The sequence below is a fragment of the Parasphingopyxis algicola genome (assembly GCF_013378075.1).
In the GTDB taxonomy this organism is placed as follows: Bacteria; Pseudomonadota; Alphaproteobacteria; order Sphingomonadales; family Sphingomonadaceae; genus Parasphingopyxis; species Parasphingopyxis algicola.
On sequence record NZ_CP051131.1, the window covers coordinates 3,445,885 to 3,462,890 of the forward strand.

General features: G+C 65.2%; 17 protein-coding genes. 11 read left to right on the plus strand and 6 right to left on the minus strand.

What is annotated here, in order from left to right:
* Positions 1-179: 179 nt before the first annotated feature.
* From HFP57_RS16805 to HFP57_RS16815, 3 genes are read left to right on the plus strand one after another with little or no spacing between them, the layout of a single operon-like run.
* Positions 180-2,354, plus strand: coding sequence for a M3 family metallopeptidase (locus HFP57_RS16805; RefSeq protein ID WP_176870873.1), 2,175 nt, complete (start codon positions 180-182; stop codon positions 2,352-2,354).
* Positions 2,354-3,052 carry an SDR family NAD(P)-dependent oxidoreductase gene (locus HFP57_RS16810; protein ID WP_176870874.1) on the plus strand — a complete coding sequence of 233 codons (699 nt, stop codon included), beginning with the start codon at positions 2,354-2,356 and terminating at the stop codon, positions 3,050-3,052. The genes HFP57_RS16805 and HFP57_RS16810 overlap by 1 nt, the downstream gene beginning before the upstream one ends.
* 22 nt (positions 3,053-3,074) lie before the next feature.
* Entirely contained in the window at positions 3,075-3,983 is a 909-nt protein-coding gene (locus HFP57_RS16815) for a haloalkane dehalogenase (protein WP_176870875.1), read from the plus strand.
* Positions 3,984-4,008: 25 nt separating this feature from the next.
* Here HFP57_RS16815 and HFP57_RS16820 read toward each other — a convergent pair whose 3' ends face one another.
* Entirely contained in the window at positions 4,009-4,743 is a 735-nt protein-coding gene (locus tag HFP57_RS16820) for an META domain-containing protein (RefSeq protein WP_176870876.1), read from the minus strand.
* Between the two features lie 130 nt (positions 4,744-4,873).
* Between HFP57_RS16820 and HFP57_RS16825 the strand changes: the two genes are divergently transcribed.
* From HFP57_RS16825 to HFP57_RS16835, 3 genes are read left to right on the plus strand one after another with little or no spacing between them, the layout of a single operon-like run.
* On the plus strand, positions 4,874-6,160 hold the full coding sequence (locus tag HFP57_RS16825) for a 3-methyl-2-oxobutanoate dehydrogenase (2-methylpropanoyl-transferring) subunit alpha (protein WP_176870877.1): 1,287 nt from the start codon (positions 4,874-4,876) through the stop codon (positions 6,158-6,160).
* Positions 6,157-7,206, plus strand: coding sequence for an alpha-ketoacid dehydrogenase subunit beta (locus tag HFP57_RS16830; protein ID WP_246263216.1), 1,050 nt, complete (start codon positions 6,157-6,159; stop codon positions 7,204-7,206). The genes HFP57_RS16825 and HFP57_RS16830 overlap by 4 nt, the downstream gene beginning before the upstream one ends.
* On the plus strand, positions 7,193-8,470 hold the full coding sequence (locus HFP57_RS16835; RefSeq protein WP_176870879.1) for a dihydrolipoamide acetyltransferase family protein: 1,278 nt from the start codon (positions 7,193-7,195) through the stop codon (positions 8,468-8,470). Before HFP57_RS16830 ends, HFP57_RS16835 begins: the two co-directional genes overlap by 14 nt.
* 49 nt (positions 8,471-8,519) lie before the next feature.
* Here HFP57_RS16835 and HFP57_RS16840 read toward each other — a convergent pair whose 3' ends face one another.
* Positions 8,520-8,837, minus strand: coding sequence for a hypothetical protein (locus HFP57_RS16840; RefSeq protein WP_176870880.1), 318 nt, complete (start codon positions 8,835-8,837; stop codon positions 8,520-8,522).
* 299 nt (positions 8,838-9,136) lie between these two features.
* Between HFP57_RS16840 and HFP57_RS16845 the strand changes: the two genes are divergently transcribed.
* From HFP57_RS16845 to HFP57_RS16865, 5 genes are all read left to right on the plus strand, one after another.
* Complete coding sequence (locus HFP57_RS16845) at positions 9,137-9,274, plus strand: hypothetical protein (RefSeq protein WP_176870881.1); 138 nt, start codon at positions 9,137-9,139, stop codon at positions 9,272-9,274.
* A 12-nt stretch (positions 9,275-9,286) separates the two neighbouring features.
* Positions 9,287-10,270, plus strand: coding sequence for a hypothetical protein (locus HFP57_RS16850; protein WP_176870882.1), 984 nt, complete (start codon positions 9,287-9,289; stop codon positions 10,268-10,270).
* Positions 10,261-11,181 carry a transposase gene (locus HFP57_RS16855; protein WP_176870883.1) on the plus strand — a complete coding sequence of 307 codons (921 nt, stop codon included), beginning with the start codon at positions 10,261-10,263 and terminating at the stop codon, positions 11,179-11,181. Before HFP57_RS16850 ends, HFP57_RS16855 begins: the two co-directional genes overlap by 10 nt.
* Positions 11,182-11,252: 71 nt before the next feature.
* Positions 11,253-11,570 carry a winged helix-turn-helix domain-containing protein gene (locus HFP57_RS16860; protein ID WP_176870884.1) on the plus strand — a complete coding sequence of 106 codons (318 nt, stop codon included), beginning with the start codon at positions 11,253-11,255 and terminating at the stop codon, positions 11,568-11,570.
* Between the two features lie 186 nt (positions 11,571-11,756).
* Positions 11,757-13,331 carry a TonB family protein gene (locus HFP57_RS16865; protein WP_176870885.1) on the plus strand — a complete coding sequence of 525 codons (1,575 nt, stop codon included), beginning with the start codon at positions 11,757-11,759 and terminating at the stop codon, positions 13,329-13,331.
* Positions 13,332-13,338: 7 nt separating this feature from the next.
* Here the strand turns inward: HFP57_RS16865 and HFP57_RS16870 are convergent, their stop codons facing one another.
* Genes HFP57_RS16870 through fghA form a run of 4 tightly spaced genes read right to left on the minus strand, consistent with a single transcriptional unit; the run spans position 13,339 to position 16,968 of the window.
* Positions 13,339-14,496, minus strand: coding sequence for an aminotransferase (locus tag HFP57_RS16870; protein ID WP_176870886.1), 1,158 nt, complete (start codon positions 14,494-14,496; stop codon positions 13,339-13,341).
* Positions 14,493-15,542, minus strand: coding sequence for an AI-2E family transporter (locus HFP57_RS16875; protein WP_176870887.1), 1,050 nt, complete (start codon positions 15,540-15,542; stop codon positions 14,493-14,495). Before HFP57_RS16875 ends, HFP57_RS16870 begins: the two co-directional genes overlap by 4 nt.
* Before the next feature lie 59 nt (positions 15,543-15,601).
* Positions 15,602-16,138 carry a molybdenum cofactor guanylyltransferase gene (mobA, locus tag HFP57_RS16880; protein ID WP_176870888.1) on the minus strand — a complete coding sequence of 179 codons (537 nt, stop codon included), beginning with the start codon at positions 16,136-16,138 and terminating at the stop codon, positions 15,602-15,604.
* Positions 16,135-16,968 carry an S-formylglutathione hydrolase gene (gene fghA, locus HFP57_RS16885; protein WP_176870889.1) on the minus strand — a complete coding sequence of 278 codons (834 nt, stop codon included), beginning with the start codon at positions 16,966-16,968 and terminating at the stop codon, positions 16,135-16,137. Before fghA ends, mobA begins: the two co-directional genes overlap by 4 nt.
* Between the last annotated feature and the right edge of the window lie 38 nt (positions 16,969-17,006).

Here is a 17,006-nt window from a genome sequence, read left to right on the forward strand (position 1 = left end):
GGTTAAGACGCGATTGGGAATAAATATACCGAATTTCCGGAAATCCGCGCTGGCTGCGGGCTGACGGATGCCCAAACCCCCAATTTGTTTTGCGAAATCGCCCGATATCGCCTAGACGTCCGGCCATCATTCCGTGCGGCCGCCGATCGGGCCGGTTCGTGCATATTAGGAGAGCATAGATGCGCAATGCGCTTTTTCTGGCGGTTAGCGGCCTCGCCCTGACCGCGTCTTTCACACCTCTTGCAGGGGATGCCGCGATGGCAAACCATCACGCGACGACGGCCGAAGCGCCGGAGACCGATAATCCGCTCCTTGCCGATTGGACGGGGCCCTACGAGGGCGTGCCCCCCTGGGATCAGATGGCGCCCGAGCATTTCCCCGGCGCTTTCGAGGCGGCGATGGCCGAGATGCGGGCCGAGGTGCAGGCGATCATCGACAATCCCGAGCCGCCGACCTTCGAGAACACCAATCAGGCGATGGAGTTGGTCGGCGACCGGATGAACAATGTCCAGGCCATGGGCGGCGTCGCGATGAGCAACATCAGCAACGACGAATATCGGGCTATCCAGCGCGAATGGTCGCCGCGGATCGCGAGCTTCTATCAGGAACTCTATCTCCAGCCCGAACTGATCGCGCGCTACCGCGCCGTCTATGAAGGTCGCGCGGACGCCGGTCTGAACGCCGAACAGCTGCGGCTGGTCGAACGCGACTATGAGCAGCTGGTGCGGTCCGGCGCGCTGCTCGAAGGCGCCGAACGCGAGCGGCTCGACGAGATCACGGCGGAACTGGCCGGGCTCTACAGCGAATTCAGCAACAAGGTGCTCGCCGACGAGGAAACCTACGTCCTGCTCGACGGCGAAGACGATCTGGCGGGCTTGTCCGACAGCTTCGTCGCGACGCTGCGCGCGGCGGCCGAGGAGCGTGGCGTCGAAGGCTGGGCGATCGTCAACACGCGCTCCTTCATGCAGCCTTTCCTGCAGAATTCGACGCGGCGCGACCTGCGCGAACAGGTGTGGCGCGCCTATGTCAATCGCGGCGACAATGGCGATGCCAACGACACGAACGAGGTCATCGCGCAGATCCTCGCGCTGCGGGCCGAACGCGCGGCGCTGCTCGGCTTCGAAACCCATGCGCATTGGCGGATGGACGATACGATGGCCGGAACGCCGGAAGCCGCCAACGACCTGATGATGCGGGTCTGGCCCGCCGCAGTCGCGCGGGTCCGCGAGGAGGTGGCCGACATGCAGGCGATCGCCGACGAAGAGGGCGCCGGCATCACGATCGCGCCCTGGGACTATCGCTTCTACGCGGAAAAGGTCCGGCAGGCGCGCTACAATGTCGATGAAGCCGAGATCAAACCCTATCTCCAGCTCGAGAACATGATCCAGGCGATGTTCTACGCCGCGGGCCGTCTCTACGATCTCGAATTCACCGAGAATACCGGCGAGGTTCCGGTCTTCCAGGAAGATGTCCGCACGTTCGTCGTGACGGATAGCCGCGACGGTTCCAATGTCGGGCTCTTCTATCTCGACACCTATGCCCGCACGGGCAAGCGCTCCGGCGCCTGGATGACGACCTATCGCAGCCAGCAGACCTTGGGCGGCGAGCAGAATGTGCTGGCGTCCAACAACAACAATTTCACCGAGCCGCCCGCAGGCGAACCGGCGCTGATCAGCCTCGACGACGCGCGGACCCTGTTCCACGAATTCGGTCACGGCATCCATTATCTGTTGCAGGACGTCTATTATCCGAGCCTTGCCGGGACGCCGCGCGACTTTGTCGAATATCCGAGCCAGGTGAACGAGAACTGGGTGCTGACGCCCGATATCCTCAACCGCTTCGCGCGCCATGTCGAAACCGGCGAACCGATGCCGCAATCGCTGGTCGAGCGGATCGAGGCGAGCGACACCTTCAACCAGGGCTTCGCGACGGTCGAATATCTGGCCTCGGCGATCGTCGACATGCGGCTGCACAACCGTGCCGAGCCGATCACCGATGTCGATGCGTTCGAGCGCGAGACGCTGGCCGAGATCGGCATGCCCGACGAGATCGTGATGCGGCACCGCCTGCCGCAGTTCAATCACCTCTTCTCCTCGGACGCCTATTCGGCCGGCTATTACAGCTATCTCTGGTCCGAGACGATGGACGCCGACACTTGGGAAGCGTTCGTCGAGAGCGGCGATGTCTGGAATCGCGAGATCGCCGACCGGTTCCGCGCGACCCTGCTGTCGACCGGCAACGAGACCGATCGAGCCGAAGCCTATCGCCAGTTCCGCGGTCGCGATCCCGATGTCGACGCGCTGCTCCGCAAGCGCGGCTTCCCGGTTCCCGGCGAGGGTGAAGCCACCGACTGATGACTTCGCCGATCGCCTTGATCGTCGGTGTGGGCGATGGCCTTTCGGCCTCGCTCGCCCGGCGGGTGGCGGCGGCGGATTATCGGCCGATCCTCGCCGCCCGCAATGCGGACGGCATAGAGACGCTTGCCGCCGAAACCGGCGGCGAAGCCCGGTCCTGTGACGCGACCGACCCCGATGCGGTAGCCGACCTGTTCGGCGGCCTCGACGGGCGGTTGGCGGTCGCCATCTATAATCCGTCTATGCGTGTCGCCGGCCCGATCGCCGAGCTGGATCCCGAGGAGGTCCGCGCCGCCATCGACGTCACGGCGTTCGGCGCCTTTCTTTGCGGTCAGCAGGCCGCCCGGATCATGCTCGCACAAGAGCCGGAAAACGGCACGCGCGGCGCCATATTATTTACCGGGGCTTCGGCCGGGATGAAGGGTTTCGCCCGGTCCGCACCGTTCGCGATGGGCAAGTTCGCCGAGCGCGGTCTGGCGGAATCGATGGCGCGCGAACTCCATCCGCAGGGCGTGCATGTCGCGCTCGTTCATATCGACGGAGCGATCAACAATCCGGGCCGGAGCAATCCGCCGGACAATCCGGATGCGCTGCTCGATCCCGAGGCGATCGCGGACACCTATATGCATGTTATCGGCCAGCATCGCTCGGCCTGGACGAGCGAGGTCGCGCTGCGGCCCTGGGTGGAGAATTTCTGACCCCTCACACATGGAGGCACGCATGACGATACAAGCCTTACGGACGCCGGACGAACGTTTCGCCAATATCCCGGATTTCGACTATCCGGTGCATTATGCCGAGGACTTGCCGGGGTATGAGGGGCTGCGCGCGGCTTGGGTGGACGCGGGGCCCGAGGATGCCGACCGCGTCTTCCTGTGCCTGCATGGCGAGCCGAGTTGGAGTTTCCTCTACCGCAAGATGATCCCGGTCTTCCTCGAAAGCGGCGCCCGGGCCGTCGCGCCCGATTTCTTCGGCTTCGGCCGGTCGGACAAGCCGACCGAGGCGGAGACCTACAGTTTCGATTTCCACCGCGACTATATCCTCGCGCTGGTCGAGCGGCTCGATCTGAAGAACATCACTCTGGTCGTACAGGATTGGGGCGGGCTGATCGGCCTGACCCTGCCGGTCGACGAGACGTTCCGCGCGCGCTTTTCCCGGCTGATCGTGATGAACACGGGGCTCGGCATCGGCAAGACGCCGAGCGAAGGGTTTATCGCCTGGAAGAATTATGCCGCCTCGACCCCGGACCTGCCGATCGGCGAGCTGATCGCGCGCGGCACGCCGCAGATGACCGACGCGGAAAAGGCCGCTTACGACGCGCCGTTCCCGTCACCCGATTACAAGATGGGCGCACGGCGCTTCCCCGAACTCGTCCCGATCTCGCCCGAGATGGAAGGTGTCGAGGTCAGCCTGACGGCGGCCGGGTTCTGGAAAGAGGATTTCGACGGCGCGAGCTTCATGGCGGTCGGCGATGCCGATCCGGTGCTCGGGCCCGACGTGATGAACCGGCTGCGCGAGAATATCAAAGGCTGCCCCGAACCGATGATGATCGAGGGCGGCGGCCATTTCGTCCAGGAATGGGGCGAACCCATCGCACGCGCCGCGCTCCGGCATTTCGGGGATTTGTAGCGGGCGGTTCCTCGCGGCCGGATCGTCAGCGTTCGGCGGTCAGCACCGGTCCGTTTTCGGAGAATAGCGTCAATACGCCGTCCTCGCTGATCTCGAAGCTGATCACCGCGCCGAGCGTCGCGAACAGCGCGTCCTCGAGCCGGGTTATCTCGGGGTTGATGCAGGCCCGCCGGGTCGATGCGACCGGCCCGAAGCCGAGCCCGTCGTCGAGCGCATAGCTGGTCATGAAACGGTTGCAGCCGCCCGACCCGGACAGGCTGCCTCTGGCGTCGAAGCGCAGCACTTGCCCCGCGCTTTCCGGGACGGTTCCGCCGCCCAGCGACGTGACGCGCCATTCGTCGCCCGCCAGCAGGCTTAGCGTATCGCCGCCGCATCCGGCGAAGTGCAGGCCTTCGACAAACACTCGCACCGTCTTGGGGAAGGGCAGGCCGGACATGCTGTCGCTGCAAATCCGGTCTTCTACCAGGACAATGAAGTCACGCCGTTCGCCCTCGTCGGACCGGCTCATGAAGACGGTCCCGTTGGGGGTAAAGCCCGGGCCCGTTCTCGGCGCTTCGGCCGAGAAGACGCCCATATGTTCGAACCGGAAGCGGGCGTCGTCGATCGTCAGCGACCAGAACGGCTCGTTGCCGCCGGCGCGAAAGCCGGCCCAGCGATCGCCAGCTTCCTCGACCCCGTCATGATGGTCGGCAAGGACCGGAGCGGCTGCGAACAGGGACAAGGCGGCCAGGGTGGAGAGGCTTTTGGAAAGCGTTTTCATGCGTCTCTTCTCGCAGAGCCGGTCATGCCGATCAATCGCAGCGCGCACCGATCGCGAAGGGAGCTATCCGAAGCCCGTGTAATTATATTATAAGGGCCGGAAGAAACGAATCGGCTCGACAGGATGTCTGATGGCTAGCGACACGGAGAGGCGCAATCTGCCGCCACTCGAACTTTACGTACCCGAACCCAAATTCCGCCCCGGCGACGAGGCGGACTTTTCGGATATTCAGGTGCCGCCCGCCGGCGAGACCCGGCGTCCGGACACCGCTGCCGATCACGGCGAGATGCCCGATCTCGCCTATGGTCTCGTCCGCGTCCTCGACGATGAGGGCAAGGCCGTCGGCCCTTGGGATCCGAAGCTCGATCCGGAGACGTTGCGCAAGATGCTGCGCGCGATGGCGCTGACCCGCGCCTATGACCAGCGCATGTTTCGCGCCCAGCGCCAGGGCAAGACCAGCTTCTATATGAAATGCACGGGGGAGGAGGCGGTCGCGATCGCCGCGACCTTCGCGCTCGACCGGGACGATATGTGTTTCCCCTCCTATCGCCAGCAGGGCATCCTGATCGCGCGCGACTGGTCGCTCGTCGACATGATGAACCAGGTCTATTCGAACAAGAAAGACCGGCTGATGGGGCGCCAGCTGCCGATCATGTATTCGACGAAACAGGGCAGCTTCTTTTCGATCTCAGGCAATCTCGCCACGCAATATCCGCAGGCCGTGGGCTGGGCGATGGCGAGCGCCGCGAAGGGCGACACGCGGATCGCGGCGACCTGGACCGGCGAGGGATCGAGTGCGGAAGGCGACTTCCATTCGGCCTGCATTTTCGCCGCCGTGTATCAGGCGCCCGTCATCATGAACGTCGTCAACAATCAATGGGCGATCAGCTCGTTCAGCGGTTTCGCCGGCGGCGACGAGACGACCTTCGCCGCGCGCGCGGTCGGTTACGGCATCGCGGGCCTTCGGGTCGACGGCAATGACGCGTTGGCCGTATACGCCGCGACCCAATGGGCAGCGGAACGGGCGCGGACGAATAAAGGCCCGACCCTGATCGAACATTTCACCTATCGCGCCGAAGGTCATTCGACCTCGGACGATCCGTCGCAATATCGCTCGGCCGACGAGGCGGCGGAATGGCCGCTCGGCGATCCGATCGCGCGGCTCAAAAACCATCTGATCGCGCTCGGCGAATGGGACGAGGATCGCCAGGCGGAGATGGACGGGGAATGCGCGGAGCAAGTTAAGACGGCGGCTAAACAAGCCGAGAAAAATGGCATTCTTGGCCATGGCTTACACCAACCTCTTGAGACCATGTTTGAACAGGTGTTCGAGGAAATGCCATGGCACCTGAAGGAACAGATGCAGGACATGCTCGACGAGAACGAGGCCGCCAACAATGTGGCGAAGACGCGATGAGCAGGGACGATAACGCCACCACCCAGCGCAACATGATCCAGGCGATCAACAGCGCGATGGACGTCGCCATGGAGCGCGACGACAATGTCTGCGTGTTCGGCGAGGATGTCGGCTATTATGGCGGCGTCTTTCGCGCGACCGCCGGGCTTCAGGAGAAGTACGGCAAGACGCGCAGCTTCGATACGCCGATCAACGAATGCGGCATTATCGGCGTGGCAGTCGGCATGGCGGCTTATGGCATGCGCCCGGTCGCCGAGATCCAGTTCGCCGATTACATTTATCCCGGTCTGGACCAGCTGGTCTCGGAGGCTGCGCGGCTGCGCTATCGCTCGGCGGGCGAGTTCACCGCGCCGCTGACGATCCGCACGCCGTTCGGCGGCGGCATCTTCGGTGGACAGACGCACAGCCAGTCGCCCGAAAGCATCTTCACCCATATCTGCGGCGTGAAGACGGTGATCCCGTCGACGCCCTATGATGCCAAGGGGCTGCTCATCGCGGCCATCGAGGATCCCGATCCGGTCGTTTTCTTCGAGCCCAAGCGCATCTATAACGGCCCGTTCGACGGCCATTACGATACGCCGGTCGAGCCCTGGTCCAAACATCCGGCGAGCGATGTGCCGGACGGCCATTATGTGATCCCGCTCGGCAAGGCGAATGTGCTGCGCGAAGGCAGCGCGGTGACGATGCTCTGCTACGGCACGATGGTGCATGTGACGATGGCCGCGGTCGAGCAACTCGGCATCGATGCCGAAGTTATCGACCTGCGCTCGCTTCTCCCGCTCGACATCGAGACCATAGAGGAATCGATCAGGAAGACCGGGCGCTGCGTGGTCGTGCACGAGGCGACGCGCACCTCCGGGTTCGGCGCCGAACTCGCCGCGCTCGTGCAGGAACGCTGCTTCTATCATCTCGAAGCGCCGATCCAGCGCGTGACGGGCTATGACACGCCCTATCCGCATAGCCTGGAATGGGCCTATTTCCCGGGGCCGGTGCGGCTCCGCCTGGCAATCGAACGCGTCATGGAGGACGTCAGTGGCGAAGTATAAATTCAAGCTCCCCGATATCGGCGAAGGCATTGCCGAGGCCGAGATCGTCGCCTGGCACGTAGAGGTCGGCGACGAGATCGAGGAGGATCAGGGCATTGCCGACATGATGACCGACAAGGCGACGGTCGAGATGGAATCCCCGGTCAGCGGCACGGTCGTCGAGCTGAACGGCGAAGAGGGCGAGATGCTGGCCATCGGGTCCATCCTCGCGGTGATCGAAACGGACGATATTCCCGACGAGGACGAAGAGGCGGCGATCGCCGAAAAGGTGAAGGCGCAGGCCGACGAACAAGGGGCTGATGCTGAGGAAGCGGACGAGGAGCCGGAAGCCGAGGCGCCGGAACCCGCTCCTGCGAAGGAACCGGAACCGGCGGCGGAAGTGCCCGCCGAACCGCAGAACCGGGAGCGCATCCTGGCCTCGCCGGCGGTGCGCCAGCGCGCCCGCGATCTCGGTGTCGATCTTGCGCAGGTCGAGCCGCACGGCGACCGGATCCGTCATGCCGATCTCGACGCCTATCTGACCTATGGCGCGGGCCAGGGCTATCAGGCGCCCGGCCGCTCGCGGAAACGCGAAAACGAGGAGATCAAGGTGATCGGCCTCCGGCGCCGGATCGCCGAAAATATGGCTGCGTCGAAGCGTCACATCCCGCATTTCACCTATGTCGAGGAAATCGACGTTACCGAGCTCGAGGACATGCGCGGCGACCTCAACGGTTCGCGCGGCGACCGGCCCAAGCTCACCGTGCTGCCCTTCATCGTCGCGGCGATCTGCAAGACCGTGCCCGACTTTCCGATGATCAACGCGACCTATGACGACGAGGGCGGCAAGGTCACGCGGCACGGCGCGGTCCATCTCGGCATGGCGACGCAGACCGATACCGGCCTGATCGTGCCGGTGATCCGCGATGCGCAGGACAAGAATGTCTGGCAGCTGGCGCAGGAAATCGCGCGGCTTTCGGAAGCGGCGCGGACCGGCAAGGCGAAGAGCGAGGAGCTGTCGGGCGGTACGCTGACGCTGACCTCGCTCGGCCCGCTCGGCGGTATCGCGACCACGCCCGTCATCAACCGGCCCGAGGTCGCGATCATCGGCCCGAACAAGATCGTCGAACGCCCGGCCATCGTGAATGGCGAACTCGAAGCGCGCAAGCAGATGAACCTCTCCATCTCCTGCGATCACCGGGTCGTCGACGGCTATGACGCGGCAAGCTATGTCCAGGCGCTGAAGAAGCTGCTCGAAACGCCGGTGCTGATCTTCGCGGACTGACGGTCCGCGCGCAGCAGGCGCCGCCGCCCGGCGCCGGGAAGAGCCTGGATCAGGCCAGTTTGTCGAGTGAATCCATTTCCTCGGATATGGCGTCGACCAGCAGATGGAGATGCGCGACCCGCATATCGAGCGAGGAGAGGAGGCCCTTGCCGTCATCCGGCGCCGGGACGCGCGTGGATTCCGGAGTACGGGAATCGCTGCCGAACAGCCGCTGATTGAGTTCGGCGATCCGGCGAAGATTTTCATCCAGGCTGTTGGAAAGCCGAACGAGTTTCTCGTCGAGGCCAACGAGAACCTTTGCGTTAGGGGCGGTCTGCGGCATTTGCGTCACCTTCGCGACCGACGGATCTACATATTCAATAGTCATGTATCGCTGTTCCCCCCAATGAGGCCGTTTGTCGGCCCGAGAATAAAGATTTACGGTTTATATACCAGAGTGCGCGCTTTCTAGCGATTGACCGTCCCGTTTAGACACAGCCGATATCCCGCAATCATCGCGCCAAAAAGCTTGCAAAGCGCGGCCGTGCGCGGTTTCGGCGCATCGGATGGCGGTTTTTCGGGATGCCGGGCAATGTACCGGCGCGAGCCCGCAACATTACAAAAGCTTAAATATCATTCGGTTCCGCGCTGCCCTAGCGGTATCCCGACAACAAAACGGGGGGAATCATGGACGACCAGCCGATCGCTATCGAAGATTTGCCGGAGCTTGCAACCGAAGTCGCCGTGCACGGCTCGGCCGAACAGGAGGAAGTGGGCGGCGCGCACTGCATAGCGCTGCTGCTCATCAGCCCGCCATCGCGTTGAGGACGGTCCGGCGTGGAGCCGCGCGACGATTTGGGGGACTGGCTGGCCGACGGCGAGCGTCAGGAACAGGGCAGGCGCCGCACCGCGGCCGCCAGAGAGCGGCTTGAGGCCCTTCCGGCGATCCGGACGTTCCTCAGCGCGGTGGCCGGATGCTGCGATGGCGATGCCGTGCGTATCGGAAGCGCGATCGAAGCGCTGTTCGCCGATACGCACTGGGTGAACACCCTCGTCCGGGACTGGATCGGCGAGGCCCGCCGCGATTGGTTCTTCACGCCGCCCGTTCGCCAGGCGACGGGACCGTTTCACCGGAGCGCACTGCTGCTTGAACGGCCGCAGGCGACGGTGGCATTGTGTGCGATCGATCCTGATGCTCTGCGCGCCCGGAAGCGCGATGCGGGCGGCACGGGGTCGGTCTTCTTTCCGGGAAACCGCGCCTATCTCAAATTCATCGAAACGGGCGGACTGACCATGTCGTTCTGGGCCGCTCCGGAGCTGGACGAAAGAACGATCGATCCGGCGGACGGCCGATGCCGGCGGACGGATTGCAGGCGCGTCGATCCGGGCGAGCTGGTCGCGGTCGACATGGCGCGGCAAAGCTATGTGTTCGAACGCGCCGACCGGCCGGTGCTGTTCCTTCATGGAGACGTGCGGGTTGGCGGTGCGGCGCTGGCCGGTGAATTTGATGCGGTGTCGGGCGCGCTCAAGGGTCTCAGCAGCGGTTCGCAGACCTGGTCGCGAACCCAGATGATGCTGAGCTTCCTCAGGCTCGCCGGCTGCCGCGAGCCCGGCCCTTCGTTCGATCGGATCGTCGCGGACGCGCCCTTCTTCGTGCGCTGGCACGCGATGCGTGAATGGCTGGCGCTAGACTCGGCCGCCGCATGGCCCCGATTGTCCGAGATGGCGCGCCACGATCCGCATCCCGAAGTCCAGGCCGCTGCACGGCAGGTTGTAACGCAGCTTGGCGCCCGCATGTCGGGCTTGGCCGCATGCCGCTAGAACTCGACTGCCCGCAGACCGACGCGATCGATCTCGATACGCTGGTCGACGCGGTCGAAACCGTGCCCTGGGATGTTCGGGACGAGGACTCCTTCGCGGCTTTCGGCCCGCATCTGAAGCGGCTCGCCAACGATCCGAAATTTCTCGCCGATATCGTGCGGGGCGAGCTCGAGACCCGCTGCGCCGAGCAGGCGCGGCACAATCGCTATGGCGTCCAGGTGGTGATGCTCCACCGGGGCGAGGATTTTTTCGTGCGGGCCAATTTCTGGCCCTCGCGCGATGACAGCCTCATGCGGTCGAGCGGCGAGCGCGCGTTTTTCTACGACGTGCCGCACGATCACAATTTCAGCTTCCTGACCGTCGGTTATGCGGGCCCCGGCTATCGCAGCGATTACTACGAATATGACTATGATTCGGTGGCCGGCTATCCGGGCGAGACAGCCGGACTTCGTCTTGTCCAGCGATCGCGGCTGACCCCGGGGCGGGTGCTGCTCTACCGCGCGCACCGCGACATCCATTGCCAGCTGCCGCCCGAAGCCATGTCCGTCTCCCTCAACATCATCGGCACGTCGCCCCGGTCGGACTGGTCCGACCAATACCGGTTCGATCCCGCCGAAAACCGGGTCGCCGGACTTCTGACGACGATGCCGAGCGCGATGTTGATGCGGCTTACACTCGGTATCGGTGGGGCCGAGGGCCGCGCGCTGGTCCACGATTTCGCGCGCCGGCACCCGAGCGATCATGTCCGCTTCGATGCGCTTGCCGCGACGCTCGAAGGCGTTCGGGATCCGGCGGCGCGACGATCGATACTGGAGCGCGGCGCCGGCGATACCAGCCGCCAGCTTGCCGGGCTCTGCCGCGATCGGCTGGCGCGTCTCGATGCCGCTTTTTCCCCTGAATCGGAGGATTAGAGCCCACGGATTCTTCGAATATGGGGCAAACATGACTGGCTCTTCCGAACGGCCGACGGCAAGTCTGCATCATGGATGTCGCGCGTTTCGAATTCGGCACGGATCGTCTGCGCATCAACCTCCTCCATCGGCGGGTATCCTTTGACGGCAATGCCATCGCCCTGTGTCCGCGCGAGCTGGATTTGCTGACCCATCTGTTCCTGCGCTGTCCATTCACCGTTTCGCGGGCCGAGCTGCTGCGCCATGTCTGCAATCTCTCGATCGATCCGGGCACCAACGTCATCGAAGTCCATCTCTCGCGCCTGCGTGCCAAGCTGCGGGAGGGCGGCGGGACACAGCTGATCGAGACGGTGCGCGGGCAGGGATACCGGCTCGCGATACACGATTAGAGTGGCGCATCGCGCTGTCCGGACATCATTGCCGTTGATCGATCAGTCGCTTAGGGTGCGTCCGTGGGGCGGCACGCCGGTTTTCCCGGCTGCTCGGCGACGGCAGGGCCAACGCCGCTGGCCAGCTATAGTGTGGGGGCACGATGAGGATATCAGGCAGTATCCGCGAAACGGAAAGGCGCCGGGATGGGCGCTGACAGCGTGGGTGCGAGCGGTAACAGGCGGCCGGTCGCCTTTATCAGCCACCACAGCTCCCAGGTCGAAACGGCCCGCCAGCTCAAAAAGGTACTTGCGATCAACGGCGTCGACGGCTGGATGGCGCCGGACGATATCGATCCGGGCCGCCCGTTCGACCAGGCGATCATCGAACAGGTCCGGAGATCCGATCTCATCATCCTGCTCTTCTGCTCGCGATCGGACCAGTCGCGCCATGTGAAGCGTGAGCTGATGATGGCAGAGAATGGCGACAAGCTGATCTTCCCGGTCCGGCTCGAAAATATCGACGCCGAGGGGCTCGCCTATTGGCTGAACGACTATCAGTGGATCGACTGGTTCGACCGGCGCGACGATACGATCCAGCGGATGATCGACACGATCAAGCGGCTCGTTCGGTTCGGCGTCGCCGACGAACAGGCGGCCCCGGCGATAGCGGTCGTGCCGCCGGTGGAAACCGTCGAGCCCCCGGCCCAGCCCGCCGAAGCGGCCGAGGCGGAAGCCGACGAACCTGACTCCGTTGCAAGCGAGCCGCCTCCGGACGAACCGCCGCCGCCGTCTGCTCGGGCCGATGGCGAAGACACCCCTGCCGAGCCAGAGTCCGAAAGCGGACTGCGCGTTGCACCGGTCGGCGCCGGTCGCGGCAGCGGCGAAGCCGGCGATGGCGGGCCGCCGGACCGCAAGCCGCTCGTCTTCGGTGGCGCGGTCGTGTTGGCGCTGGTCCTGATCGCGCTCCTCTATGTCTTTCTCGCCGGCGGCGATGCGGAGGAAGAGGCCGGGCGCGGTATCCTGTCTCCCAGCGTGGATTGCTCCGATACCGGTCTGGCGAGCCATGCGATCATCTGCGGCAGCGAAGCACTGAGCGCGCGCGAAACCGAATTGTCGGACCGCTACGAGGCGGCGCTCGCCGCCGCCGAGGGCCGGGACCGGATCGCCTTGCAACAGGGCTATGCCGCCTATCAGGCCCGCCGGGACGAGTGCCGGACCGCGGCCTGCATCGCGGCGGTGTACGACGCGCGCGAAGGCGAACTGGCCGAATATGACATTCCGGTCGAACAGGGGCCGCCCGTACCGCCGGACGAGGAGGGCCCCGCCCAACCCGAACCGGAAGCGCGGGAGGCCGACAGGCCGGTCGAGACGGCGCCGCCGGCGCGCGCTCCCGTCGAAGAACGGCCGCGCCAAACCACCGAGGAACGCCCGACACAGCCCGAAACGCGGCCCGCGCCGCAGCCCGATCCCCCGCGCCGGGCCGAGACAACGCCGCCGCAGCCGATCGGCAATCCTGCTGGCTGGGTCCGGGCGGCCGACTATCCGGCCAATATCCTGCGCAACGGGGAAGAGGGGACGTCGCGCTATCAGGTGCGCGTCGGCGCCAACGGCATCCCGACGGCCTGTTTCACCATCGGCTCGAGCGGACATTTCCAGCTCGACGCCCGAGCCTGCAATATGGTCATGAGCCGCGCCCGCTTTCAGCCGGCCCGCAACGCGGCGGGCAATCCCGTACCGGGCCTCTATACCGGCAGCCATCGCTGGCGTGCGCCGCGATAGATCGTCGCTAGCCGAACGTTCTCCGCGCTTTCGCCAGCCGTTCGGCCGCGGCATCGAGCACATCGTCCGCCTTGGCGAAGCACAGCCGGACGATGCTCGTCACCGGATCGCTTTCGAAAAAGGCCGAGACCGGGATCACGGCGACGCCCGCGTCCGCGACGAGCCGCATCGCGAAATCCCGGTCGTCGATCCCGATCCCCGATGCGGGAAGGTCGACCGAGAGGAAATAGGTCGCCGCGCTCGGCAGGACTGCGAAACCGCTATCGCCGAGCGCCGTCGCCAGCCGGTCGCGCGAACGCTGATAGCCGGCGCGCATGGCGGTGAAATAGTCGTGATCCTTGCCGAGGCCATAGGCGACCGCCGTCTGGAGATTGGGTGCGGTAGTGAAGGTCAGGAACTGGTGCGCCTTGGCGATGGCGTCGGCGACCGGCGGGGTGGCGATCGCCCAGCCGACCTTCCAGCCGGTCAGCGAGAAGATCTTCCCCGCCGATCCGATCTTGACCGTCCGCTCGCGCATGCCGGGCATCGTCATCAGCGACCGGTGGGCCGCATCGTCGAACACCAGATGTTCCCAGACCTCGTCGCAGATCGCGATCAGATCGTGCGCCACGCAGATATCGGCGAGCAGCGTGAGCTCGTCGCCATCGAGCATCGTCGCCGTCGGATTGTGCGGGCTGTTGAGGACGATCGCCCGCGTCCGGTCGGTAATGACGGTCTCCACCATTTCGGCTGTGATCGTCCAGCCGGGCGGCCGGGTCGTCACGAAGCGCGGGATACCGCCCGCCTGCCGGACCAGCGGGGCATAGGCGTCATAGGCGGGCTGGACGATAATCACCTCGTCGCCGGCGGTCACCAGGGCGAGGATCGACGCCGCTAGCGCTTCGGTCGCGCCGGAGGTGACGACGACCTCGCGCTCGCTGTCGACGGCGAGCTGCTGGTGCGCGGCATAGTGATCGGCGATCGCCCCGCGCAGTTCGGGCAGGCCGCGCATCGGCGGATATTGATTGTTGCCGGACATGACCGCGTCGGCCGCGGCCCGGCGGACATCCTCCGGCCCCCCGGCATCGGGAAACCCCTGGCCGAGATTGATCGCGCCGGTCTCCCGCGCGCGCATCGACATCTCCTCGAAGATCGTCGTCGGCAGATCGGCGAAAACCGGGTTCATGCGGGCGGCGTGCCGCCGGCCGGCCGTTTGGGCTCTTTCTTCAGCACCTGTTCGATATAGAGCCGCTGGACGAGCACGAAGCCGACGACGGTGAGCGGCGCGGCCAGCAGGACGCCGAGCAGGCCGAACAATATGCCTGCCGCGACGACGGCGAAGAGCAGCACGGCCGGCAACAGGTCGACCGAGCGTTTCTGGATGATCGGCTGGAGGATATTGCCCTGGATCTGCTGGATCAGGACGTAGACGCCGAGCGTCCATAGTGCCATCGTCGGGCTCACGCTGAACGCGACGAGCACCGCCGGAATGCCTGCGATCACGGGGCCGATGAACGGAATGAAGTCGAGCAGGCCGGCGATGATCGCGAGCGCCGCGGCGGACGGCACGCCGATGATCGACAGCGCGATATAGATGAGGACGGCGACGATGATCGAGGAGAGGATCTGCGCACGCAGCCACAGGCCGAGCGCGCGGCCGATATCGTCGAAAGTCTCGCGTGCGAGCTCCTCCCGGTTCTTGGGCACGATCCGTACGAGCCCCTGCCGGTAGATTTCCGGTTGTGCGGCGAAAAAGACGGCGCCGGCGAGGACGAGAATGATATTGGTCAGCGCCCCGCCGGCCGACATCAGGGCGAAGCTGCCCGCCTGCGTCGTCAGGCCGGAAAGCTGGGCGCCGATGTCGCGGCTGGCCTGGCGCACGTCATAGTCGATGCCCCAGCTGTCGAATGCGTTCTGGGTCGCCTCGATCGCCTCGGGAATGCGGGCGACGAGGGCGGTGAACTGGGTGACGATCAACCCGCCGAAGATCCAGCTGACCGAACCGAGGATCGCGAACAAGGCGATCACGGCGAAGGTGACCGAAACGCCCTGGGGCAGCCCGAAACGGATGAATATCCGCGCGATGGCGCGCAGGATCACCGCGACGACGACCGCGGCGAAGATCAGCAGCAACAGCCGGCTGAGCGAGTAGATGACCGCTGCAAGAACGACGATCGCCAGCACCGCGAAGCTGCGCCGTACAAAGCTGTTGTGCGATGCCTGATCGTTCATTCCGAACCCCCTTTGTCTTCAGCGCCGCGTTATCGGCGCGATTTGGCGGGCGGGCAAGATCATGCGTCTCCGGCGCGGTCCGCGAGCGCCCTGAGGTCGTCCGGCGTGTTGATATTGGGCGGCGGTTCGGGGAGCGCGACCGGAGCCGCGCCGATATGCTCGACCCAGGCCATCATCGCCCGGCGGGGTTGGTCCGCGAGCCATGCATCGAGCCGCGGCGCGAGAGCGACCGGCCACAGTCCGATCACAGGCTGGCTTTCCGCATAGGCGGGTCCGGGGGAGAGGCGGTCGGCGAGGTCGGCCGGAATCCGCGCATTGTCGCAGGCGATGCTCAGCACGGCGTCGAACCCGTTCTCCATGGCATGCGCGAGCGCCGCGTTGAGCCCGCCGAGCGGTCCCTCGTCCGCCGTCGGCCGGTCGGCGAGCGAGGTGACGCCGTTGCGCCGGCGCCCGCACAGCACCACCGTGTCGCATTGCTCCCGCATTTGCGACAGCGCATGATCGACAAGCGCTTTACCGCGCCACACAGTCTCGGCCTTGTCGGCGCCGAACCGCGACGATCGCCCGCCCGCCAGCACGGCGCCGAGCAGCTTCATGCCAGCCTTTCGGCATGCCAGTGCAGATGCGCGTCGATGAAGGTGGAGATGAAATAATAGCTGTGATCGTAGCCAGGCCGCATGGTGAGCGTCAGCGCGATATCGGTATCCCGGCAGGCCTGTTCGAGCAGTTCCGGTTTCAGCTGTTCTTCGAGAAACTGGTCGGCATCGCCCTGGTCGACAAGGATTTCCGGCACCCGCGCCCCGTCTTCGACCAGCGCGCAGGCGTCATAGGCGCGCCAGGCTGCCCGGTCCGGGCCGAGATAACCGCCAAGCGCCTTTTCCCCCCAGGGGCAGTGGAGCGGCGATACGATCGGCGCAAAGGCCGAAACGCTCCGGAAGCGATCGGGATTTCTGAGCGCGATCGTCAGCGCGCCATGGCCGCCCATCGAATGGCCGGTGATCGCCTGGCGCGTCATGTCGGCCATCGGGAATTGCGCGGCGATCAGCGACGGCAGCTCGGTCTCGATATAGCTGCGCATCCGGAAATGCTCGGACCAGGGCGCTTCGGTGGCGTCGACATAGAAACCCGCGCCCTGGCCGAAATCATAGGCCTCGTCGTCGGGCACGGCATCGCCGCGCGGCGAGGTGTCGGGCGCGACGAAGATCAGGCCGAGCGCCGCGCAGGTTCGGCGAAACTCGCCCTTTTCGGTGACATTGTCGGCGGTGCAGGTCAGCCCGGACAGATACCAGACGACCGGCAGTTTCGCCCCCGCTGCATGATCGGGAACGAAGACCGAGAAACGCATCTCCGTGCCGGTCTCCGCGCTGTCATGGGTGTAGAAGCCCTGGGTGCCGCCAAAGGCCCTGTTTTCCGAAACGGTTTCCATGCAGGCGCCCTATCATCCTTTGCCGGGCGCGCGAAGGG

Bases quoted from the DNA above. Each gene is read 5' to 3' on its own strand.
- HFP57_RS16820 (WP_176870876.1), bottom strand. From the start codon at position 4,743: ATGAAAACGCTTTCCAAAAGCCTCTCCACCCTGGCCGCCTTGTCCCTG.
- HFP57_RS16810 (WP_176870874.1), top strand. From the start codon at position 2,354: ATGACTTCGCCGATCGCCTTGATCGTCGGTGTGGGCGATGGCCTTTCG.
- HFP57_RS16870 (WP_176870886.1), bottom strand. From the start codon at position 14,496: ATGAACCCGGTTTTCGCCGATCTGCCGACGACGATCTTCGAGGAGATG.
- HFP57_RS16825 (WP_176870877.1), top strand. From the start codon at position 4,874: ATGGCTAGCGACACGGAGAGGCGCAATCTGCCGCCACTCGAACTTTAC.
- HFP57_RS16875 (WP_176870887.1), bottom strand. From the start codon at position 15,542: ATGAACGATCAGGCATCGCACAACAGCTTTGTACGGCGCAGCTTCGCG.
- mobA (WP_176870888.1), bottom strand. From the start codon at position 16,138: ATGAAGCTGCTCGGCGCCGTGCTGGCGGGCGGGCGATCGTCGCGGTTC.
- HFP57_RS16840 (WP_176870880.1), bottom strand. From the start codon at position 8,837: ATGACTATTGAATATGTAGATCCGTCGGTCGCGAAGGTGACGCAAATG.
- HFP57_RS16805 (WP_176870873.1), top strand. From the start codon at position 180: ATGCGCAATGCGCTTTTTCTGGCGGTTAGCGGCCTCGCCCTGACCGCG.
- HFP57_RS16830 (WP_246263216.1), top strand. From the start codon at position 6,157: ATGAGCAGGGACGATAACGCCACCACCCAGCGCAACATGATCCAGGCG.
- HFP57_RS16815 (WP_176870875.1), top strand. From the start codon at position 3,075: ATGACGATACAAGCCTTACGGACGCCGGACGAACGTTTCGCCAATATC.
- HFP57_RS16860 (WP_176870884.1), top strand. From the start codon at position 11,253: ATGGATGTCGCGCGTTTCGAATTCGGCACGGATCGTCTGCGCATCAAC.
- fghA (WP_176870889.1), bottom strand. From the start codon at position 16,968: ATGGAAACCGTTTCGGAAAACAGGGCCTTTGGCGGCACCCAGGGCTTC.
- HFP57_RS16865 (WP_176870885.1), top strand. From the start codon at position 11,757: ATGGGCGCTGACAGCGTGGGTGCGAGCGGTAACAGGCGGCCGGTCGCC.
- HFP57_RS16855 (WP_176870883.1), top strand. From the start codon at position 10,261: ATGCCGCTAGAACTCGACTGCCCGCAGACCGACGCGATCGATCTCGAT.
- HFP57_RS16845 (WP_176870881.1), top strand. From the start codon at position 9,137: ATGGACGACCAGCCGATCGCTATCGAAGATTTGCCGGAGCTTGCAACC.